Origin of the sequence: Mycobacterium scrofulaceum (genome assembly GCF_001667885.1) — a bacterium.
GTDB lineage: Bacteria > Actinomycetota > Actinomycetes > Mycobacteriales > Mycobacteriaceae > Mycobacterium > Mycobacterium scrofulaceum_C.
This window is the reverse complement of record NZ_LZJW01000062.1, coordinates 55,085-75,920: the sequence shown is the minus strand read 5'-3', so window position 1 is coordinate 75,920 and position 20,836 is coordinate 55,085. Positions and strand designations below refer to the sequence as shown.

Here is a 20,836-nt window from a genome sequence, read left to right as displayed (position 1 = left end):
CATGGCCTACGACGAGAACCTGGCCAACGAAATCCGCGAGTTGGTGGCCTCCGAACGGGGCATCGAGGAAAAACGCATGTTCGGTGGGCTCGCGTTCCTGGTCAACGGCAACATGTCCGTCGCGGTCAGCGGCCAGGGCGGTCTGCTGGTCCGGGTGCCCAAAGACGAACTCGACAAGGTGCTGCAGCGAGACCACGTGAGCCCCATGGTGATGGGGGGCCGCGACGTCCGCGGCTGGGTGCGGGTGGATGCCGCCGGTGTGCGCACCAAACGCCAGCTTCAGGGCTGGGTGACGCGCGGCGTCGCCTACGCGCGCAGCCTGCCGGCCAAGTGACCGGCGCGGTTTGCTGACACCCGGCGCGGGTACGTGACCGGGTATGCCAACCCGCGAGCGACTGGTGCGACGACTGCTCGACGTTGCGGGCACCACCTACGCCGCCGAGGCGCGAATCAAGCTCGGTGACAAGCCGATGCCGCTGTTTCAGCTGCTTGTCGTGTGCATGCTGGCGAGCAAGCCGATCGATGCCGCCATCGCGATGAGGGCCGGACGCGAGCTGTTCAAGGCGGGTCTGCGCACGCCGAAGGCGGTGCTGGACGCCGACCGGCAGACCATGATCGATGCTTTCGGCCGCGCCCACTATGTGCGCTACGACGAAAGTTCGGCCACCAGGCTCACCGAGATGGCCGGGCGCGTGCGCGACGAATATTCCGGCGATCTGCGCGAACTGGCCGACCGCAGCCACCACGACGTCGCTGCGGCGAAGCGATTGCTCAAGCAGTTCAAAGGAATTGGGGATACGGGCGCCGACATCTTCCTGCGTGAGGTGCAGGACGTCTGGACCTGGCTGCGGCCGTACTTCGACGAACGCGCCACCGCCACGGCCAAGCAACTTGGTCTGCCCGCGCAACCGGCGAAGCTGGGAGCCCTTGCGCCGCAGGCCAATGCGCCCCTGGCCGCCGCGCTCATCAGGGTGTCGCTGGACGACGACGTGCGCCGGCAGGTGACCGGTTGACCGTCCGGATCGGTACCTCAGGGTGGTCCTACAACCATTGGGCGGATGTCCTGTACCCGCCGGGCCTGCCCGCCGCGCGCCGGCTGGCGCGCTACGTCGAGGTGTTCGACACCGTCGAGCTGAACGCGAGTTTCTATCGCTGGCCGAAGGACACGACCTTCGCGGGATGGCGCGACAAGCTGCCGGACGGCTTCAAAATGTCCGTCAAGGCGCATCGGGGCCTGACGCACTACCGGCGCCTGGCGTCCGTCGGGCAGTGGGTCGAGCGCTTCGAACGCTGCTGGGAATTGCTGGGTGATCGCCGCGGGGTGCTGCTGGTCCAGCTGCACCCCGAGCAGCAGCGTGACGACGCGCGGCTGGACGCCTTCCTGGGCGCCGTGCCGGAGTCGATCCGGGTGGCCGTCGAGTTGCGCCATCCGTCCTGGAACGACGAGGGCGTCTACGAGTTGCTGGAACGACGCCACGCCGCCTACGTGGTGATGAGCGGTGCCGGGCTGGCGTGCGTGCCGCGCGCGACGACCGATCTGGTGTACATCCGCATGCACGGTCCGGATCAGGACGCGATCTACGCCGGCTCCTACTCGAACGACCAGCTTCAGGCGTGGGCCGAGCGAATCGCCGCGTGGAGCGGTGACGGGAAGGACGTGTGGATGTATTTCAACAACGACCTGGGCGGCCACGCGGTACGCAACGCGCTGTACCTGCGCGAACTGCTGGGTTAGTCGGCGAGCTGGTCGACGGGGGTCCACGCCCCGTCGATGACCTCGGGCGGGCGCTGGGCCTGCAACCGGTCGCGCTCGGCACGACGGCGTTTGATCCGCAACCGGGCGTCACCGGGCATGGTGACCAGCTCGTCACAGGTCAGGTAGTACACGTCCTCGGCGATATCGAACAGATCCGCCGTGACTCGGCGAGAACCCAACTCCCGCAACGTCATTCGCAGTTCATGGGTGAAGCGCAGGGTGGCGTCGTGGGCGAGCTCGCGCGAGTCGCGGGCGTTGGTGGTGAGCCGCTGGGCCAGCGTCGTCGGCGGCGGCTCGATCGACGCGGCCGCGGCAACGGCGACTTCCCCGGCCGCCCGCAGCAGCATCGTCGGGTCGTCGGCGTACGTCTGGCCGGCCAGCTCGGCCTCGCCGGGCCCACGATGGGCGATGCGGGTGACGGCCGCGTCCACGGCCGCCGCGGTCGTCGGAGACAACGCGCGGATGCTGGCCAGGTTGCCCTCCTGGGCCAGCGCACACAGCGGCGGGTCGGCGCGCAGCACCGCGGCCAGCTGGGCGGTCTCGGCCGCCACGATGCTGCTGTCCATGATCATGCCCACCCCGGGCACGCCCCGTGCCGCCTTGCTGCGCTCCAGCGCGGCCGCGGTGACACCGCTGTCGATCAGCCACAACGCGGTCAGGATCCAGCCCTGATGGATGCGGTCCCGCAGCAGGCCGATCCGGACCTCGAGGCCGGCGTCGGGCAGCGACGTCAGCTGTGCCGCGTCGAGGTGCTCGGTTTCGGCGGCCGCGCTGTAGGCGCGGGTGTCGGGCTTGAGGTGGCGCAGCAACGCCAGCGACCGGCCCGCGGCGACGGCTTTGGCGATGGACCCGAGCGCCCCGCCCGCCAATGCGGGCTCACCGAAAGGCAGGGGGTCACCCACGTGCGGCCGGCCCACCAGCGCGTCGCGGGCGACGGCGTCCTGATCCCAGCCGGGCAGCTGCGCGGCGGCGACCATGTTGACCGACACCCCGACGTAGGGCCGGTGGCCGAACACGGCGATGGCGCGGTTGCCCCACTCCTGACCGACCACACCGCCGAGCGCCAGCACATGGCTCAGCGCCCGATTCGCCGCGCGCAGTCCGCTCAGCTGGACGTCCAGCGTGATGGGGGTGAGCGGCCCCGGCAGCGCCTCGGCGAGATTGCCCGCACTGAAAATCGGAAAGCGGGGGTCGATCCAATCGTCGAATTCGCCCTCGACGCCCTCCGGCGCCGCGCTGCGCTCCTCGCCGGAGGGTCCGGGGCGCGGGACCACTTCGACCGGGAGCGCCAGCTGGCGACCGTGCCCGGTCGCGCCCGCGGCGGCGATCTGGCGACCCACCAGGCCGCGGGCGGTGTCGGCGACCGCTTCGAGCGCCTGCCAGCCGAACTCGAACGACCAATCCTCTTGCACCCCGGCGATGTCCATGTCCGGGATGAGCTGCGGCCAGCTGCGCACCCGGTTCAGCCGGGACCGCGGGTCCGCGGACCGCAGCATCCGCCAGGCGGTGACCACGTTGACGGTGTCCGGCGAGGCGAGGTCCACCACGCCGGTGCGGTCGGTGTTCAGCGATGCCACCAGGAAGCGCACCAGGTCCTCGACGTGCAGCACTCGCATCGGTTGAGCCGAAACCTTGGTGCGCAGCAGCGTGGCCACGGTGCGGCACACCATCCAGTCGAGCTGGCGGCCGACCGGCGGCGCGATGCGGACCACCAGGCTGGGGCCCCAGCTGGTGGCCACCAAGTCCTCGGCCGGCCGGTACAGCTCGGCCGGGCCGGCGGCTTGGGACACGAACAGCAGCCTGGCTCCCGCGCGGGCGGCCACGTCGGTCACGTGCGCGAGGCCCTCGATCTCGGCGCTGCCGGGCGCGGTGGTGTCGACCGGGGCCAAATGGACCACAGCGTCGGCCTCGTCGGCGAGCTCCCGCAGGACGGGGTCGCTCAGTGGCGCGCAAACGAATTCGACGTTGCGGTCCAGGCAGGGATGCGGGCGCTCAGCAATGCCACTGACCGTGTGCCCGGCAGCGATGAGCTGCCGTGCGACCAGCCGCCCGAGTGCGCCGGTGGCGTCGGTAACCAGGATCTGCACCTGGACTCACCTCCCCCGACCTCAAACTAAAACAATAGGCAGACGGCATCACCTACGCGACCGTTACTGGCAAACGCCAAATGTGTCCAGGCGGCGACCGCTCCCGGGCGGTTATTGCAGGGCGGCGTTGCCGTCGGCGGAGACGGCAACCTTGGCGCCGCCGATGTCTTCGGACACGGTGGCCTGCGCCGCGGCGCCGTCGGTGATCACCGCCAGGGTCCGCGAGCCGTCGGGCGTGCGCACGGCCAGGAAGGCCTTCTCCGGTCGCCCCTCGCGGTCGAACGGCGTCGTCCATGCCTCCACCGTGCCGACACCTTCCCATTCCACCAAGCCCTCGCAGGTGGGCTCGCGGTCGACCGCCGGTTGCGCATCTTCCCAACGAAATTCCGCGGGCGGCTCCGTCCCGTACACGCCGAAGCTGTGCTTGGTCAGGTAGCCGCCGTTGGCGGTGATCAGCCCGCGACGCCCGGGGTTGGCCGCCAGCAACTCCGCCATGGTGGCGATCGAGTGCATCACGTAGTTGCTCCACGGGCCGCCCGCGAACGTCAGCCCCCCGGTGACGGTCAGCGGGCGGGTGGGGTCGTCGACCGGCAGCCCGAGTTCGGCCGCCGCGACCTGGACGGCGGAGGGAAAGCAGGAGTACAGGTCGACGTAGTCCACCTCGTCGACGCCCAGCCCCGCCAGCTCCAGCGCCCGGCCACCGGCGATCCGGATGGCCGGAGAGCGATGCAGCTCGTCGCGCTCGGCGATGGCCGAGGTGTCGTGCGCGTCGGTGCCCGCCTGGGGGTAAATCCAGCGGTCCACCGGGACCTGCAGTCGCCTGGCCTGCTCCACCGAGGTCAAGACGAGCGCGGCGCCCTGGTCGACCATGTTGTTGGAGTTCATCAGCTTGGTGTAGGGCCAGCTGATCATCCTGTTCTGCGGGCCGGGCTTGCAGATCTCCTCGGCGGTCACCGGTTTGCGGATCCAGGCGTGCGGATTGTCGACCGCGACGGCGTTGAAGCGCGTCCAGAGTTCGCCGATGCGCCTGCGGTGGTGCTCGACGGGCTCGCCGTTGGCGATCCGCAGCGCCTGCTCGAACAGCGGGTAGACGTAGGCCGGCCGGTCCAGCCGGATCCTGATCTCGGCGTCGCCGGCCATCGGGACGTCGTCGCCGCTGACCTCGGCCATCGGCACCGAGTCGTCCTGAACGGTCCATTCGAGCTTGCCGCCCTTGGCCCGCAGCCCCCGCCGGGTGCGCCACGTCTCGGCGCCGGCGAGCAACACCACCTGGGCCCGGCCCCGCTGAATGTCCAGGCACGCCTGGTTGACCAGCGACTGCGGCACGTTGCCGCCGACGGGGCTGTACAGGGTGGTGAAGTCGCTCGCGCCGATCCGCTGCCCGAGCAGCAGCCCGGGGTCGCGGTACTGCGCGGACAGGATGTTCACCACGCGGATGGAATCCACGGCCTCGATCACGCGCGAATCGGCCGCCTGCCGGGCCGCGGCCGCCATCAGGTCCATCGGTTCCACGGACCGCTTGGCCGGGTCGATCTCGTCGCGGTGGTTGACCTGGCCGTAGCCGATCAGCACCGGTGTCCTGGGGTCCACGGTCATGGGTCGAATTTAGCGGGGCTATCGATCCGGATGGCCGCGCGGTCAGGTTTCGCCACGTCAGGGCGGCCCGAACAGCACTCCCTCGGCGGTGAGCCGGTCGATCTCCTGGGGGCTCATGCCGAGCACCCTTCGGCACACGTCGACGGTGTCCTGTCCCGGCACGGGCGCCGGTCGCTGCGGTGCCGGCGGGATGTGCTTGAACGGCGCCGGACCGGTCTCTGCGGGCAGCGGACGTTCGACCAGGGGATGCAGCATCTCGGCATACAGTTTCCGCTCGACCAGCTGCGGGTCCTCCAGGACGTCGGGCGGCCGGTTCATCGGCCCGGCCGCGACCCCCGAGGACTGCAGCAGTTGGGCGGCCCGCATCGGGGTGCGCGTCCTGGTCCAGGCCGACACCAATTCGACCAGCTCGACCCGGTTCGCCAGCCGCGCCTCGCCGGTGGCGAAGCGCGGGTCGTCGGCCCATTCCGGGTGATGGAAAACCCCTGCGGCGCAACGCCATTCCTCGTCGGAGCCGATCGAGATGACGCACCATTCGTCGTCACCGGCGCACGGAAAGACGGCGTGCAGGCTGGTGTCATCGGAAATCCGCGGCACGCCCGCGGCCAGCGCGGCCTGCGTGACGTACAGCGTGTCGAGTTGATTGACGACGGCTTCGGCCTGCGAGATGTGCACGTGCGACCCGCCGCCCGAGCGGTGCCGGCGGATCAGCGCGGCCAGCGCGGCGATCGCGGTGATCCGTCCGACCACATGGTCCGGGAAGATCGTGGTGGCGTCGTAGAAATGGTGCCTTGCGGCGCCATCGTGTCCCTCCGGGGCGTCGGCCGTCCACAGTCGGGTCACGCCGGTGGCCGCGCGGACCAGGGGGCCGTAGCCCATGCGCGTGCTCCACGGGCCCTGATCGCCGTATGCGCTGCTCTCGGCGAGCACGATGCGCGGGTTGACGGCGCGCAGCTTGTCGTAGGAAAAGCCAAGCGCGGTCAGCGTTCCCGGTTTGAAGTTGGCGAAGACGGCGTCGGACTCCGCGACGAGCCGAGTGAAGATCTCCTTGCCGGGGGCGCTGCGCAAATCCAGGCCCATCGCCAGGTGGTTGCGATGCGTCCAGGCGAACGACTCGCTCATCGCGTCGCCGGTACGGGCCTGCCGCAGCCCGTCCGGGTACTCGGCGCTTTCTATCTTGATGACTTCGGCGCCCAGGTCGCCGAACAGGCGGCTCAGCTCGCCGCCTGCCACGATGATGCCCAGATCCAGGATGCGCAGTCCGGCGAACGGATAGTCGCCGACGCGGCCCGACGGCGACTGGACCACGGCCGGATTTCCGCGCCAGCCCGGCCCGTCCTGCCCCGCCGCCGGGGCCGGGCCGCAGAAGCCAGCGTGGTGGCCGTCCACAACGAAGTAACCGGTGGGCACGCGGGTGCGCACCCCCGGGACCAGTTCGGCCTCGGTGACCGCGCCCACCGCCTGAAAGTGCTTGGAATCCATCACCCACGACGGGGTCAGGACGGCCGCGATCGGCACGCCGTGGGCCTGCCCCGCGGTCACCAGATCCTTCATCGTCTGCCCGGCGAACAGCGCCTGGACCAACTCGCTGATCTGCGGCCACGCGGCGAAGCGCGCGCCGATCACGTCGTACTTCGGGTCTTGGAAGTCGGCCGGCTCCCCCAGCCAGCGCCGCAGGCCCCGCCACTGGCGAGGTGCCATCACGCACAGCCGGACGTAGCCGTCCTGGCAGGGATAGATGGGGTAGGCGTCCTGGTTCTTCGGGCGTCCCCGCCACTGCCCGGTGCGGCGGATGCCGGCCGCGACCTGCCCGTGCGCGCCGAACGCCGGGTCGAGCGACATGACGACCGCGTCGAACCGGGAGAAGTCGATGAATTCACCCGTGCCGCAACGTAATCGGTTGTAGTAGGCGACGAGCGTGGCCCAGGCCGCCTGGACGGCGGCGGTGGACGACGCGATTCCGTCCGGCGGCAACACCGGGGTGCCGGTGGTCGGACCGGATCGCGACAGCGAGCCGGACATCGCGTACAACACCGGATCCGTGGCCCGCCACAACGACCGGGGGCCCGTCGCCCCGAAGTCGGTGATCGACAACACCACCAGATGCGGGTGCTGCGCGGCCAGTTCCTCCACCGACGTCCCGAACGTCGGGGCCTCCCCGTAGAAGCCGTCGTCCACGACGATGTCGGCCTGCGCGACGAGGTCGAGGAAGACACCGCAATCGTCCTCGTCGAACGGGTCCAGCACCACGCTGCGCTTGTTGGCGTTGTGCACGGCGAAGGGAATGCTCGCCCCCGCCAGCGTCGGCGGCGCATCACGCGCCGGGCTCCCGGTCGGGGGTTCGACCTTGAGCACATCGGCGCCCAGGTCGGCGAACAGGCGCGTCACCGCGTCGCCGTTGCCGCTCGACAAGTCGAGGACGCGCACGGCGTCGAGCAACCCCTCGGACATCAGCACACCGTACCCGCACGTGCCGCATCCGGCCCGGCTCAGTGTTGTCCCACCAAAAAGCCAACTGGGCAAGCTGATTGGGTGGGCGCACCCGCCGTCGGCTATCGTCACAGGCCGATCGGCGAGGCCATGGGCAAAACGATCCGACGGAGGCATCCACTATGAGCGCGCACCTGACCTACATCGAGGCCGTGGTGGTCGGGGCGTTCCAGGGCGTCACCGAGCTGTTCCCGGTCTCCAGCCTCGGGCACGCCGTGTTGGTGCCCGCGGTGGTCGGCGGTCGATGGGCCCAGGACCTGAGCGTCTCCGCCCCCGAATCGCCCTACCTCGCGTTCATCGTCGGCCTGCACGTGGCTACCGCGGCCGCGTTGCTGGTCTTCTTCTGGCGGGACTGGCTGCGCATCGTGGCCGGATTCGTGTCGTCCCTGCGGCATCGACGCATTCAGACCGCCGACGAGCGGCTCGCCTGGCTGATCGTGGGCGCCACCATCCCGGTGGGGCTGGCGGGGCTGGCGCTGGAGCGGACATTCCGCACCACGCTCGGCAAGCCCATCCCGGCCGCGATCTTCCTGCTGCTCAACGGCGTCGCCCTCTACGCGGGCGAGGTGCTGCGCCGGCGAGTCTCCCCCGCGCCGGACCACGACGAAACGGCCGGGGAAGAACCCGCGCACACCGGCGAGGCCGTCGACAACCGCCTGGCTCAACTCCCGCTGCGCCGCGGTGTTCTGATCGGTGCCGCGCAGATCCTGGCCCTGCTGCCCGGTATCAGCCGCTCGGGCATCACCATGGTGGCCGGCCTGTGGCGCGGCTTGTCGCACGAGGACGCCGCGCGGTTCTCCTTCTTGTTGGCGACGCCGATCATCCTGGCCGCCGGCGTCTACAAAATCCCGGAACTGTTCGGGCCCCGCGCGGCCGGGATCGGCGGCCAGGTGCTCGCCGGCAGCATCGCCTCTTTCGTGTGCGCCTACCTCGCCGTGCGGTTCCTGACGCGCTACTTCCAGACCCGCACCCTGACGCCGTTCGCCGTCTACTGCGCGCTCGCCGGGGGCGCCAGCCTGGTATGGCTCTCCGTCCGCTGACGCCTACCCGAATTCGGTGACAAGGCTTCACCGACTCGGTCACCAAACGGCAACCGCTGGGTATCGATTCGCGCATGAACGTAGGCGCGCGGCGTGGCGTACCTCACCATCGACGGAGCAAATGCGCGGCGTCTCAACCACAGAGGTGAAGCCTGAATGTTCTGTCGCCTTTGTCGTGTGGCGGGCGCCGCCGCCGGGGCCGCCCTCCTGGCGCTTTCGACACTGACCGCGCCCAAGGTCGCCGCCCTCGTCCCGATGAGTCCGAACCTGTTGGTCAACCCGGGCGCCGAGCTCGGAGACCCGTCATTGTCGGGATACAGCGGGGTGACGATACCCGGCTGGACCGTGACCGGCACGCCCACCGTGATCAAGTACAACACCCTGGTCCGGCTGCCCTCGCCGCTCGGGTCGCCGGGGCCGACGATGCCCAAGTTCCTGGCATTTCCGTCCGCCCAGCACGGGCCGCCCGACGGCGGGGTCCAGTACTTCGGCGGCGGGAACGTGGCGACGTCCACCATCACCCAGGTCGTCGACCTGAACGGCGCCGCGGCCGCCATCGACACCGGGACTGTGCCCTTCACATTCAGTGGCTGGCTCGGCGGCAACAGGCTGGAGCTGTCCGAGGCGTCGGCCACCGTCGATTTTCTGGCGGGCAGCCAATTGCCGCTGGGCACAAGCACAATCGGACCGGTCTCCGTCTTGCAGCGCGGCTTCCAGAATGAGCTGTTCGAGCGCAGCACCACCGGGACTGTCCCGGCCGGCACCCGCAGCGCACGGGTGACCGTCCTGTTCAAGGACACCCACTGGGCGGGCGGCGCCTACAACCACTCGTATGCCGACAACCTGTCGTTCACCATCGGCGCCCCGTTGCCCGCCCCGTCGCTGCCCACGCCGCCCACCTCGACGGTCAAGCCGCTGGACCACGTGTTCCTGGTCTACATGGAGAACCACGGCGTGAAAGACGTTGTGGGCAGCCCCAATGCGCCGTACATCAACAGCCTCATCAACTCCTACGGCTACGGGTCGAACTACTTCGCCCTGACGCACCCCAGCCTGCCCAACTACTACCCGATCCTCGGCGGGTCCGACTTCGGCGCCAACTACAACTGCGAACTGAACTGCTTCGACGCGCCCAACCTGGCCGACTCGCTCGAGGCGAACAACAAGACCTGGGCCAGCTACGAGCAGTCCATGCCCACCCCGTGCGCCACCACGTCGAGCGGTCCCTACACCCCGGGGGAACTCCCGTTCCTGGCGTTCCACGACATCGTGTCCAACACCCCCCGCTGCCAGGCGCATGTGCTGCCCCTGACGCGGCTGGCCGCCGACCTCACCGCGGCCAACACCACCCCGAACTTCGTGTGGTTCGCCGCGGACGAGAACAACAACATGGAAGGACCGATCAACCTCCGCTTCGTCGGCAGCCAGCTCACGTCGCATCAATACAACATCAAGGCGGGCGACCAGTTCCTGCAGCAGGTGCTGCCAACGATCGTCAATTCGCCCGCCTTCCAGACGCAACGCAGCGCCATCTTCATCACGTGGGACGAGGATTACAACAACCTGTCGTTGACCAACGGCAACGAAGGCAACCACATCCCGATGATCGTCATCCCGTCGCCGAATTCGGGTATGCGCCAAAGTCATCTGGTGTCCACCAGCCACAACAACCACTACAGCCTGCTGCGCACCATCGAGGATTCCCTCCAGCTCCCCCGGCTCACCAACAACGACAAATTCGCCCAGCCGATGAACGAATACTGGCCTTAAATGGGTCGTAGCCTCGTCGGGAGATACGCAGGAATCGACGATTCGAGGCAACGCCCATGAGCCGCTCCACATCCGGAAGTGCCGGACCCCACCGGGAGTCGGTGTGGGACTACCCACGCCCACCCCGAGTCGAGCCGTTCACCGGTCGAATCACCGTGGAGCTGGGCGGTGACGTCGTCGCCTCCACCCGCCAGGCCTGGCGGGTGCTCGAGACGAGTCACCCGCCGACCTACTACCTGCCGCGCGAGGCTTTCGCCGAAGGGGCGCTGCGCCAGACGTCCGGCAGTTCGTGGTGTGAATGGAAAGGCCGGGCCACCTATTACGACCTGCTCGCCGGTGACGTCGTTGCTCCGAAATCCGCCTGGACCTATCTGAATCCGACGCCGGGATTCGAAGCTATCGCCGGGGCGGTCGCGGTGATGGCCGCCAACGTCGATCGCTGCACGGTCAACGGAGAGGTCGTCGAGCCCCAACCCGGCGGTTTCTACGGCGGCTGGATCACCAGCTGGGTGAGTGGCCCGTTCAAAGGCGTTCCCGGCTCGACGGGCTGGTGACGCGCTACACCGGCTCCAGCCGATAACGCACCAATCGCGACGTTTGATCACCGAAAAGGCTTGTGCGGCAGGCTCCGTCGGGCCGCCAACCGTCGCGTTCGTAGAACCGCCGGGCGCGGGTGTTCGCGTCCAACACCCACAACGCGGCCTCGGTCACCCCGACCGCCCGCAGCCGGGCACGGGCCGCCGTCAGCAGCAGGGCGCCCACGCCCGCGCCCACGTGTGCCGGATCGACGTAAAGAGCCATCAGCTCACCGACGTTCGGTAGCTCACCGTCACGGCACAGGCCCGCGGTGGCGAAGCCGCGAATCGCGGGGCCGTCGACGGCGACCAAGGTGGACGGCATCCGCAATCCCACGCGGCCGAAGGTGTACCGATCGGCCACCGCCTCCGGGGTCAGACTGTCCAGGTAGTCCGGGGCGATCAGGCCGCGGTACGCCGACCGCCACGCCCGCACGTGCAGGCGGGCCACCTCGTGAGCGTCAGCCGGGACGGCCGTCCGCACCTCGGTCATCGTTGCAGTATCCACGGTTGTTGCGCAGCCTGACGCCGAGTGCTGTGCTTACCAGGTTGCCCAGTTGACACCCGTCAAGAATCCGGAGGGTAGGGAAAATGGCAGACACGGCATCCGTCGGGCTGAAGGTCCGCGGCAAGGTCATCGTGATCACCGGCGGCGCCCGGGGAATCGGGCTGGCCACCGCGACCGCCTTGCACAATCTGGGCGCCAAGGTGGCGATCGGCGACATCGACGAGGTCCGGGTGAAGGAGTCCGGCGCCGCCCTGGGCCTGGACGTGTACGGCAAACTCGACGTCGCCGACCCGCATTCGTTCTCGGACTTCCTGGACGAGGTCGAGCGCCAGCTGGGCCCGATCGACGTGCTGGTCAACAACGCCGGGATCATGCCGCTCGGACGGATCGTCGACGAGTCGGACGCCGTCACCCGGCGCGTCCTGGACATCAACGTCTACGGCGTGATCTTGGGCAGCAAGCTGGCGGCCCAGCGCATGGTGCCCCGCGGATCCGGACACGTCATCAACATCGCTTCGCTCGCCGGCGAGACGTACATCGCCGGGGCGGCGACCTACTGCGCCAGCAAGCACGCGGTGATCGGGTTCACCGACGCCGCGCGGATCGAATACCGCCGGTCGGGGGTGAAGTTCTCGGTCGTCATGCCGACGTTCGTGAACACCGAGCTGATCGCCGGCACGTCCGGGGCCAAGGGCATCAAGAACGCCGAGCCGGCCGACATCGCGGAGGCGATCGTCACGCTGGTGGCGCATCCCCGGCCGCGAGTGCGGGTTACGAAGACGGCCGGCGCGATCATCGCGTCGCAGAAGTTCCTGCCGCGCGCGCTGTCCGAGGGGCTCAACCGCGCGCTCGGCGGCGAGCACGTCTTCACCGACCACGTCGACGCCGAGCAGCGCAGGGCCTACGAGTCGCGGGCCCGCGGCGAGGAGTAGTCGGCGATCGCGAGCGCGGCGGAGCCGGGCGAAGCGGGTCGCCGCCATCAGGAGTAGTCGGCCATCGGCGGCACCGCGTCGGGCGTCGTTCACCGCGAGCGCGGACAATCGGCGGAGTGAGCCTAGAAACCCAGACAACCGCTCCCCTTGCCGACGACGAACTCGACCTGATCAACGCGTATTGGCGCGCCGCCAATTACGTTTCCGTTGGGCAGATCTACCTGCTGGACAACCCTCTGCTGAACGAACCGCTGTCGCCCGAGCACGTCAAACCGCGGCTGCTGGGACACTGGGGCACCACCCCGGGGCTGAACCTCATCTACACGCACCTCAACCGGATCATCCGCGAGCGCGACGCCAGCGTCATCTACGTCACCGGGCCCGGCCACGGCGGCCCGGCGCTGGTCGCCAACGCCTATCTCGAGGGCACCTACAGCGAGGTGTACACCGGGATCGAGCAGGACGCGGAAGGGCTGCGAAAGCTGTTCCGGCAGTTCTCTTTTCCCGGCGGCATCCCCAGCCACGTCGCCGCCCAGACGCCCGGCTCGATCCACGAGGGCGGTGAACTCGGCTACGCGCTGGTGCACGCCTACGGCGCGGCCTTCGACAACCCGGATCTGGTCGTGGCCTGCGTGGTCGGCGACGGCGAAGCCGAGACCGGCCCGCTGGCGGCCAGCTGGCACTCCAACAAGTTCCTTAACCCGGCCACCGACGGCGCGGTGCTGCCCATCCTCGCGCTCAACGGCTACAAGATCGCCAACCCGACCGTGCTGGCGCGCATCCCGCACGCCGAACTCGAGGCCCTGCTGCGGGGTTACGGCTACCGGCCGATCACGGTCGCCGGTGACGACCCGGCGAACGTGCACCAGCAACTGGCCGCCGCGCTCGACGACGCGTTCGACGACATCGCGGCTATCCAGCGGGAGGCCCGCAACGGTGACCGGACCGAGCGGCCGGTGTGGCCGATGATCGTGCTGCGCACGCCCAAGGGCTGGACCGGCCCGAAGGTGGTGGACGGCAAGAAGGTGGAGGGCACCTGGCGGTCGCATCAGGTCCCGCTGGCCGAGACGCACGACAACCCGCAGCACCGCGCCCAGCTCGAGGAGTGGCTGCGCAGCTATCGGCCCGAGGAACTGTTCGACGGCGACGGCCGGCTGCGCGCCGAGCTGCGGGCGCTGGCCCCCAGCGGTGACCGCCGGATGAGCGCCAACCCGCACGCCAACGGTGGCCTGTTGCTGCACGACCTCGACCTCCCGGACTTCCGCGACTACGCGGTCGACGTGCCGCGGCCCGCGGCCTCGACGCACGAGGCGACCCGGGTGCTCGGCACCTTCCTGCGGGACGTGATCGCCCGTAACTCCGACCGGTTCCGCCTGATGGGGCCCGATGAGACCGCATCCAACCGGCTGGACGCGGTCTACGGGTCGACCGACAAGGTGTGGCTCTCGGAGATCGGTCCCGACGACGAGCACCTCGCGCCCGACGGCCGCGTCATGGAGGTGCTTTCCGAGCACCTGTGCCAGGGCTGGCTGGAGGGCTATCTGCTCACCGGCCGGCACGGGCTGTTCAACTGCTACGAGGCGTTCGTCCACATCGTCGACTCGATGCTCAACCAGCACGCGAAATGGCTTGCCACCAGCCTGGAGCTGCCCTGGCGGCGGCCGATCGCGTCGCTGAACTACCTGCTGTCCTCGCACGTGTGGCGCCAGGACCACAACGGCGCGTCGCACCAGGACCCCGGGTTCATCGACCTGGTGGCCAACAAGCGGGCGGAATTGACCCGGGTGTACCTGCCGCCGGACGGCAACACGCTGCTGTCGGTGGCTGACCACTGCCTGCGCAGTCGCGACTACATCAACGTCATCGTCGCGGGCAAGCAGCCCGCGTTGGCTTACCTCGACATGGACCAGGCCATCGCGCACTGCGCGCGCGGCGTGGGCATCTGGCCGTGGGCGAGCACGGCTAAGTCTTTAGGCGCCGAACCGGACGCGGTGCTGGCCTGCGCCGGCGACGTCCCGACGCTGGAAACCCTGGCCGCCGCCGACATCCTGCGCCGCGAGGTGCCGGAGCTGGCGGTCCGGGTGGTCAACGTCGTCGACCTGATGCGCCTGCAGCCGGATTCCGAGCACCCACACGGCCTGCCGGATCGGGAGTTCGACGCGCTGTTCACCCGCGACAAGCCGGTGATCTTCGCCTACCACGGCTACCCGTGGCTCATCCACCGGCTGACCTACCGCCGGATCAATCACCCGCGCATCCACGTGCGCGGATTCAAGGAGCGCGGGACCACGACGACGCCGTTCGACATGGTGATGCTCAACGATCTGGACCGCTTCCATTTGGTGATGGACGTCATCGACCGGGTCGACGGCCTGGCCAGCAAGGCCGCCGTGTTGCGCCAGCGCATGGTCGACGCGCGGCTCGCGGCCCGCATCTACACGCGCGAGCACGGCGAGGACGACCCGCGGATCGCCAATTGGACCTGGGAGTCGAGCGAGCAGAACGAACGTAGTGAGTGATGGGAGCGAGACGACGGATCTGACCTGGGACGGCCGCTGACGTCGAGGTTGCCGTCAGGGTCGCGTTTCGGGCGCCGACTACAGCCCTGGCGGCAATCTGGACGAACCGTCATGGCCGTCGGCTCACCGGTAAACTGGCCGAATGCTCGAGGCGCCCGCTATCGCTGACACCCACCCGGTGCTCGCGCAGCTGTCGGCGCTGAACCGGTTTCGGCTCCACATCGACATCGCCGTCGTCGTGCTGGTGCTGGTACTGACCAACCTGGTCGCGCACTTCACCACCCCCTGGGCCGGCATCTGCGTCGTTCCCGCCGCAGCCGTCGGGCTGGTGTTCCTGATGCGCGCCAACGGTTTGGACTGGGCTGACCTGGGTCTGGGGCGCGAACACTGGAAGTCGGGGTTGGGCTACGCCGTGGTCGCGGTCCTGGTCGTGGCCTCCGTGATCGCTGTCGGGGTGCTGCTTCCGATAACCCGGCCGATGTTCCTCAACCACCGCTACGCCACGGTGTCCGGCGCGCTGATCGCCTCGATGGTGATCATCCCGCTGCAAACCGTGATCCCGGAGGAGCTGGCGTTTCGGGGCGTGCTGCACGGCGCGCTGCACCGGGCCTGGGGTTTCCGCGGGGTCGCGCTGGCGGGGTCGCTGCTGTTCGGCCTGTGGCACGTCGCGACGTCGCTCGGTCTGACCAGCAGTAACGTCGGCTTCACCCGCTTGTTCGGCGGCGGCATCGCGGGGATGCTGGCGGGCGTCGCCGGGGCGGTGCTGGCCACCGGGGCTGCCGGCTTCGTCTTCAGCTGGCTACGCCGGCGCAGCGGCAGCCTGATCGCGCCGATCGCGTTGCACTGGTCGCTGAACGGGCTCGGTGCGCTGGCCGCCGCGCTGGTGTGGCACCTGACCAGCTGAGGCGCTCACACCAGCAGCACCGCCGCGCCGGCGATGTGGCCGGCGCTCAGATCCGCCAGCGCCCGATCCGCTTGGTCCAGCGGGTATTCCGGCGTGGTCACCTCGATGTGATGCTCGTCCGCGAAGTCGAGGAACGCCCGCGCGTCGGCCCGGGTGTTGGACGTGACCGAGCGGACCTGACGCTCCTGGAACAGGTGGCGCTGGTAATTGAGGACCGGGATGTCGGACAGGTGGATGCCGGCGATCGCCAACGTGCCGCCGCGGTCCAAGGCCTCCAGGGCGGGCAACACCAGATCCCCGACTGGGGCGAACAGGATCGCCGCATCCAGCGGCACCGGCGGCGGGTCGGCCGCGCCCTGCGCCGACGCCGCGCCGAGCTGCATGGCGAGCTCACGTGCCTCGGCTCCGCGGGTCATCACGTGCACCTCGGCGCCCTGCGCCAACGCGACCTGCGCGGTGATGTGGGCGCTGCCGCCAAACCCGTACAGCCCGAGCCGTCCGCCCGGCGGCAGGTCGGCGCGCAGCAGCGAGCGGTAGCCGATGATGCCGGCGCACAGCAGCGGCGCGAGCTCGCTGTCGCTGTAGCCGGCGGGCAGCGGATGCGCGAAAGCGGCGGGAACCGTGGCGAATTCGGCGTACCCGCCGTCGGCGTCCCAGCCGGTGTAGCGGGACTGGGGGCACAGGTTCTCGTCACCGCGGCGGCAGTACTTGCACACCCCGCAGGTGTGGCGTAGCCAGGCGATGCCGACCCGGTCTCCCACCCGAAACGCGTCGCCCGCCTGCGAGCCCATTTCCACGACCTCCCCGACCACCTCGTGGCCGGGCGTGACGTGTTCGCGGTGCACGGGCAGGTCGCCCTCGGTGACGTGCAGGTCGGTGCGGCACACACCGCAGGCCCGCACGGCGACCAGCAATTCCGACGGCCCGGGCCGTGGCACCTCGGAGGTCACTTGCTCGAGGGGTGCGGTGGCCATCGGGCCGGGTTGACGCACCCGCCATGCGCGCATGGCCGTGGTGGAGAGCGGCGCAATCATTGGTCAATCATGCCGCCAACCGCCACGGCCGCAACGCGTTGACTTTGGTCTACGTCCGGCGCAGCATCCCGACGATCCAGAGCAGGATCAGCGATCCGAGCAGTGCGGTGAAGAAGGTGAAGATCAGGCCGCCGCCGGCGGTGTTGACGAAGAAGCTCAGAATGAAGCCGCCGATCAACGCGCCGATGATGCCGATGACGATGTCCATCAGGATGCCGGCGCCACTGCCGCGGATGATCTTGCTGGCGAGCGCGCCGGCCAGACCACCGATAATGATGTATCCGATGATGCCCACGCTCGTGAACGTGGTTGAGCGGGCCAGATATTCGGTTGCTGCCATGACGTCCATGCGGGTCTCCTTGCATTCGCTGGCAAAGCCCAGCGAATTGCTGGGCCGTCAGTTCGGTATACCCGCTTTGCGTAACGAAAAAGGTCCGCGTTCGGCGACGGTTCGCCCACCATCGCGGCGCCCCGACCGGGGGGTCAGGTCGATTGCGTCCGCTGTGGTGCCGGCACCGGGGTGGGGCTGACCTCCCCCGCCGGAGCGGGAGCCGCCGGTGCCGGCGAGGGCGCTCCGGGCGCCGCCGGTGCTGCCGGGGCCGCCGGTGCAGGTTGGCCTGCTGCGGGCGGTGGTGCTGCCGGTGCGGGTTGGGTTCCCGGAGCCGGCGGGGCGCCGGCGGCGGGCGCCGGCGGGCCCGCCCAAGGTTGGATCGACTCGGCCAGCGCCTTGGCCGCGCCCTTGTCCACCGGGTCGTTGGCCGTGCCGAGCCAGACCACGAACCAGCGCTGCGGCGGTGCGCCGGTGGGCGTGTTCGCCGCGGGCAGGCCAACCACGCCCGTCCAGATCTGGCCGTTGGGCTTGGACGAGTCGCTGAACTTGACCTCGTAGTAAGAGGCGCTGCCCGTGATGCCGTTGGCCCCGGTGAGCGGTGTCGCCTCCTGGTTGATCCGGGTGCCCGGGTACGGCAGGAAGAACTCACCCATGTCCGAGCCGAGCCGCACGGCGGCCTTGGCGTTGTTGGCTTCGGCGCTGGCGTAAAGCTTCTGGTCCAACCGCCCCATCACGATGCGGGTGTCGTTGGCGACCGGCGGCGGCTGGTCGGGCATCGGCGGCGGTCCCGTCGTCTTGCTCAGCAGCGCCGAGCCGTAGTCGAGGTGGGACGCGTCCGATTCCACCCAGCCGGGCGGAAGGACGTAGCTGAAACCGCCCACGGCGTTGGCGACCCGCCCGGCGTTCGGGTCGACGGGGGGCGGCGGCGGTGCGTTCGGGTCGACCGGCGGCGGTGGTGGCGCGTTCGGGTCAACCGGTGCGGCAGGCGCGCCCGGCGCCGGCGCGGCCGGCGGCGGAGTGGTCGCGGGAGCCGCGGGGTTGGCTGGCGGGGGCGGCGCCGTCGTGGTCGTCGGCGGGACCGGGGTCGGCACCTCCGGGTCGGCGTGCGCGGTTCCTGGCAATGCGATCGTGACGGCGCTGGCACTGGTCACTGTGGCTATCGCCAGCGTCGCCCAGAGGCCTCGGCGACGTGTCGAGTTCGGATCCACCTGCTCCATGGCGACGAACCTACCGTGTTACCGCTGTGACGCAAGGAGCCTTGCGGACAATTGCATCGTCGTTTTGCCGATGTTGCCGATGTGCAACCAGGCGCCCAATTTCACCGCTCAGTGCGCCGCCGGATACAGCGCGACCTCGTGCGCTTTGACCGAGAACCACACCGTTTCGCCGGGCGCCAGCCGTAGCTCCGATGCGGCATCGACCGTGATCTCCGCGGCCAGGCCGGGCGCGCCGTCTGGTTGCTGCTCCCCGCGCACCAACACCGCCGCCCCGCGGATGTCCAGCTCCGCCACCGTCACCGCGACCGTGTTCCGGGGGCTGCCGTGCGGCCGCTCCCGATACACCGCCACCGCCGTCGGCGGGAACACCGCGATCGCGTTCTGCCCGGCGGCGAGCTCGTCACCTCCCGGGGCCGCGTGCCAGCGGATCCCCGAGCGCGCATCCAGTGCCGCATCGGCGGCGGCGGTCCCGTTGACCAGGTTGATGCCCGCGATCCGCGCCCCGAAGTGACTGCGCGGCGCGGTGAGCACCTCGGAGACGGGGCCGCTCTCGGTGATCTTGCCGGACTCCAGCACCAGCACCCGGTCGGCCAGCGTGAACACGTCGAGCAGGTCGTGCGTTATCAGGACCACCGCGCAGCCGGTGCGGGTAACCACACGCCGCAGCACCGCGCGGATGCCCGCGGCCGCCCCGACGTCGAGGCCGTTCAGCGGCTCGTCGAGCAACAACACGTCGGGCTCGGCGGCCAGCGCCCGCGCGACCGCCACGCGCTGGGCTTGCCCGCCGGACAGCTGCCGCGCCTTGCGGTCGGCGAACCGCTCGGCGTCCACCTCGCGCAACCAGCGCAGCGCCGCCGCCCGCCCCGCGGCCCGGCGTGGACGCAACCACCCGCGCCGGCTGTGCGGCCCGAAGGCCACGTTGGCGGCAACGCTCATGTGCGGGAACAACAACGGGTCCTGCAACAGCAGGCCGACGCGGCGGTCATGGGTCGCCACATCCACCCCGGCCGCGGTGTCGGTCAGCACCCGGTCGCCCAACCGCACCAGCCCGTGGTCCGGGCGAATCAGCCCGGCGATGACGTGCAGCGCGGTCGATTTGCCCGCGCCGTTGGGCCCGAGGACCGCGAGGACCTCGCCCGCCGACACGGAGAACTCCACGTCCAGGCGGCGGTCGGCGACGACGGCACGCAACTGCAATTCGCTCATGGCCCGGGCTATCTCGTTGCGTATCCGGTCAGCCGGCCGCCGCCGAGCCCCAGCACTACCAGCGCCGCCACCGCGACCAGCAGGATGGACAGCGCGACCGCGGCATCGGCGTCGGTGACCCGCTGCAGGTAAATCTCCAGCGGCAGCGTGCGGGTCACCCCCTGGCGAGACCCGGCGAACGTCAGCGTGGCGCCGAACTCCCCCAGCGAACGCGCGAACGCCAGCACCGCCCCCGACGCCAGGCCCGGGAGCAGCAGCGGCAGGGTGATTCGCCACCAGACGGTGCTGGGACGCGCTCCCAAGGTCGCGGCCACCACCTCGAAGTCGGCCCCGGCGGTGCGCGCGGCGCCCTCCAGCGAAATGACCAGGAACGGCAGCGACACGAAGGTCTGCGCCAACACCACGGCGGTCGGGCTGAACGCGATGCTGATACCGGCGGCCTCGAGATACCGGCCGAGCAACCCGAGCCGGCCGAACGCGTACAGCAGCGCGATCCCCCCCACGACCGGCGGCAGCACCAAGGGCAGCAGGATCAACGGCCGCAGCAGCCGCACCAGTCGCGCGGTGCTGCGGGCCAGCACCAGGGCCATCGGTACGCCCAGCAGCACGCAAAGCACGGTGCTGGCCGCGGCCGTCTTGAGGCTGAGCAACAAGGCCGTTCGCGACGACGCACTGGTGATCAGCGACCAGAAATTCGGCCAGTCGACCTTGACCGCGATGGCGAGAAGCGGCAGCACGACGAACCCGGCTCCCACGGCGGCGGGCACGTACACCCACCGCGGCAGATCCGCGCGACGCCCGCTAATACCGACACTCCTCTGGCCGGGAGACCTTTACCGCCTCAACCTAGCGCCGCGCGCGATCGCCAAGC

At 69.8% G+C, this 20,836-nt stretch carries 18 protein-coding genes; 9 read left to right on the top strand and 9 right to left on the bottom strand.

The window, feature by feature from the left end:
• Position 1: 1 nt before the first annotated feature.
• The 3 genes from A5681_RS09310 to A5681_RS09300 are packed head-to-tail and all read left to right on the top strand — an operon-like array spanning position 2 to position 1,735.
• Complete coding sequence (locus tag A5681_RS09310; protein ID WP_067272670.1) at positions 2–334, top strand: TfoX/Sxy family protein; 333 nt, start codon at positions 2–4, stop codon at positions 332–334.
• 43 nt (positions 335–377) lie between these two features.
• Positions 378–1,013, top strand: coding sequence for an endonuclease (locus tag A5681_RS09305; protein WP_067272666.1), 636 nt, complete (start codon positions 378–380; stop codon positions 1,011–1,013).
• Positions 1,010–1,735 carry a DUF72 domain-containing protein gene (locus A5681_RS09300; protein WP_067272663.1) on the top strand — a complete coding sequence of 242 codons (726 nt, stop codon included), beginning with the start codon at positions 1,010–1,012 and terminating at the stop codon, positions 1,733–1,735. Before A5681_RS09305 ends, A5681_RS09300 begins: the two co-directional genes overlap by 4 nt.
• Here A5681_RS09300 and A5681_RS09295 read toward each other — a convergent pair.
• The 3 genes from A5681_RS09295 to A5681_RS09285 form a co-directional block, all read right to left on the bottom strand.
• Positions 1,732–3,843: an NAD-dependent epimerase/dehydratase family protein gene (locus A5681_RS09295; protein ID WP_067272660.1), complete on the bottom strand. Its 2,112-nt coding sequence runs from the start codon at positions 3,841–3,843 to the stop codon at positions 1,732–1,734. The genes A5681_RS09300 and A5681_RS09295 overlap by 4 nt on opposite strands.
• Positions 3,844–3,954: 111 nt before the next feature.
• Entirely contained in the window at positions 3,955–5,439 is a 1,485-nt protein-coding gene (locus A5681_RS09290; protein WP_067272657.1) for an acetyl-CoA acetyltransferase, read from the bottom strand.
• A gap of 57 nt (positions 5,440–5,496) precedes the next feature.
• The gene (locus A5681_RS09285) at positions 5,497–7,890 is read right to left on the bottom strand and encodes a CaiB/BaiF CoA transferase family protein (RefSeq protein WP_419866303.1); all 2,394 of its coding nucleotides are present in this window, start codon (positions 7,888–7,890) and stop codon (positions 5,497–5,499) included.
• 161 nt (positions 7,891–8,051) lie between these two features.
• Between A5681_RS09285 and A5681_RS09280 the strand changes: the two genes are divergently transcribed.
• From A5681_RS09280 to A5681_RS09270, 3 genes are all read left to right on the top strand, one after another.
• On the top strand, positions 8,052–8,969 hold the full coding sequence (locus A5681_RS09280) for an undecaprenyl-diphosphate phosphatase (RefSeq protein ID WP_067272646.1): 918 nt from the start codon (positions 8,052–8,054) through the stop codon (positions 8,967–8,969).
• A gap of 177 nt (positions 8,970–9,146) precedes the next feature.
• Complete coding sequence (locus tag A5681_RS09275) at positions 9,147–10,739, top strand: alkaline phosphatase family protein (RefSeq protein WP_231996262.1); 1,593 nt, start codon at positions 9,147–9,149, stop codon at positions 10,737–10,739.
• 56 nt (positions 10,740–10,795) lie between these two features.
• On the top strand, positions 10,796–11,293 hold the full coding sequence (locus A5681_RS09270; RefSeq protein ID WP_067272640.1) for a DUF427 domain-containing protein: 498 nt from the start codon (positions 10,796–10,798) through the stop codon (positions 11,291–11,293).
• A gap of 4 nt (positions 11,294–11,297) precedes the next feature.
• On the opposite strand, the gene A5681_RS09265 is transcribed toward A5681_RS09270, so the two are convergent.
• Positions 11,298–11,807, bottom strand: a complete 510-nt coding sequence (locus tag A5681_RS09265; RefSeq protein WP_067272635.1) for a GNAT family N-acetyltransferase — start codon at positions 11,805–11,807, stop codon at positions 11,298–11,300.
• Positions 11,808–11,905: 98 nt separating this feature from the next.
• On the opposite strand from A5681_RS09265, the gene A5681_RS09260 reads away from it, so the two are divergent.
• The 3 genes from A5681_RS09260 (at position 11,906) to A5681_RS09250 (ending at position 16,177) form a co-directional block, all read left to right on the top strand.
• On the top strand, positions 11,906–12,754 hold the full coding sequence (locus A5681_RS09260; RefSeq protein WP_067272632.1) for an SDR family oxidoreductase: 849 nt from the start codon (positions 11,906–11,908) through the stop codon (positions 12,752–12,754).
• Between the two features lie 116 nt (positions 12,755–12,870).
• On the top strand, positions 12,871–15,273 hold the full coding sequence (locus A5681_RS09255) for a phosphoketolase (RefSeq protein WP_067272629.1): 2,403 nt from the start codon (positions 12,871–12,873) through the stop codon (positions 15,271–15,273).
• Between the two features lie 142 nt (positions 15,274–15,415).
• Positions 15,416–16,177: a CPBP family intramembrane glutamic endopeptidase gene (locus tag A5681_RS09250; RefSeq protein WP_067272624.1), complete on the top strand. Its 762-nt coding sequence runs from the start codon at positions 15,416–15,418 to the stop codon at positions 16,175–16,177.
• A gap of 5 nt (positions 16,178–16,182) precedes the next feature.
• Here A5681_RS09250 and A5681_RS09245 read toward each other — a convergent pair whose 3' ends face one another.
• From A5681_RS09245 to A5681_RS09225, 5 genes are all read right to left on the bottom strand, one after another.
• Positions 16,183–17,211, bottom strand: a complete 1,029-nt coding sequence (locus A5681_RS09245; protein ID WP_067272619.1) for a zinc-binding alcohol dehydrogenase family protein — start codon at positions 17,209–17,211, stop codon at positions 16,183–16,185.
• A 49-nt stretch (positions 17,212–17,260) separates the two neighbouring features.
• On the bottom strand, positions 17,261–17,560 hold the full coding sequence (locus tag A5681_RS09240) for a GlsB/YeaQ/YmgE family stress response membrane protein (RefSeq protein ID WP_067272615.1): 300 nt from the start codon (positions 17,558–17,560) through the stop codon (positions 17,261–17,263).
• A gap of 134 nt (positions 17,561–17,694) precedes the next feature.
• Complete coding sequence (locus A5681_RS09235; protein WP_067272610.1) at positions 17,695–18,759, bottom strand: alanine and proline-rich secreted protein Apa; 1,065 nt, start codon at positions 18,757–18,759, stop codon at positions 17,695–17,697.
• A gap of 108 nt (positions 18,760–18,867) precedes the next feature.
• Entirely contained in the window at positions 18,868–19,965 is a 1,098-nt protein-coding gene (locus A5681_RS09230) for a sulfate/molybdate ABC transporter ATP-binding protein (protein ID WP_067272606.1), read from the bottom strand.
• 8 nt (positions 19,966–19,973) lie between these two features.
• Complete coding sequence (locus A5681_RS09225) at positions 19,974–20,771, bottom strand: ABC transporter permease (protein ID WP_197498557.1); 798 nt, start codon at positions 20,769–20,771, stop codon at positions 19,974–19,976.
• Between the last annotated feature and the right edge of the window lie 65 nt (positions 20,772–20,836).

Coding starts and splice junctions, on each gene's coding strand:
- A5681_RS09245 (WP_067272619.1), bottom strand. CDS start 17,211: ATGATTGCGCCGCTCTCCACCACGGCCATGCGCGCATGGCGGGTGCGT.
- A5681_RS09250 (WP_067272624.1), top strand. CDS start 15,416: ATGCTCGAGGCGCCCGCTATCGCTGACACCCACCCGGTGCTCGCGCAG.
- A5681_RS09260 (WP_067272632.1), top strand. CDS start 11,906: ATGGCAGACACGGCATCCGTCGGGCTGAAGGTCCGCGGCAAGGTCATC.
- A5681_RS09240 (WP_067272615.1), bottom strand. CDS start 17,560: ATGGACGTCATGGCAGCAACCGAATATCTGGCCCGCTCAACCACGTTC.
- A5681_RS09290 (WP_067272657.1), bottom strand. CDS start 5,439: ATGACCGTGGACCCCAGGACACCGGTGCTGATCGGCTACGGCCAGGTC.
- A5681_RS09280 (WP_067272646.1), top strand. CDS start 8,052: ATGAGCGCGCACCTGACCTACATCGAGGCCGTGGTGGTCGGGGCGTTC.
- A5681_RS09270 (WP_067272640.1), top strand. CDS start 10,796: ATGAGCCGCTCCACATCCGGAAGTGCCGGACCCCACCGGGAGTCGGTG.
- A5681_RS09305 (WP_067272666.1), top strand. CDS start 378: ATGCCAACCCGCGAGCGACTGGTGCGACGACTGCTCGACGTTGCGGGC.
- A5681_RS09285 (WP_419866303.1), bottom strand. CDS start 7,890: ATGTCCGAGGGGTTGCTCGACGCCGTGCGCGTCCTCGACTTGTCGAGC.
- A5681_RS09230 (WP_067272606.1), bottom strand. CDS start 19,965: ATGAGCGAATTGCAGTTGCGTGCCGTCGTCGCCGACCGCCGCCTGGAC.
- A5681_RS09235 (WP_067272610.1), bottom strand. CDS start 18,759: ATGGAGCAGGTGGATCCGAACTCGACACGTCGCCGAGGCCTCTGGGCG.
- A5681_RS09310 (WP_067272670.1), top strand. CDS start 2: ATGGCCTACGACGAGAACCTGGCCAACGAAATCCGCGAGTTGGTGGCC.
- A5681_RS09265 (WP_067272635.1), bottom strand. CDS start 11,807: ATGACCGAGGTGCGGACGGCCGTCCCGGCTGACGCTCACGAGGTGGCC.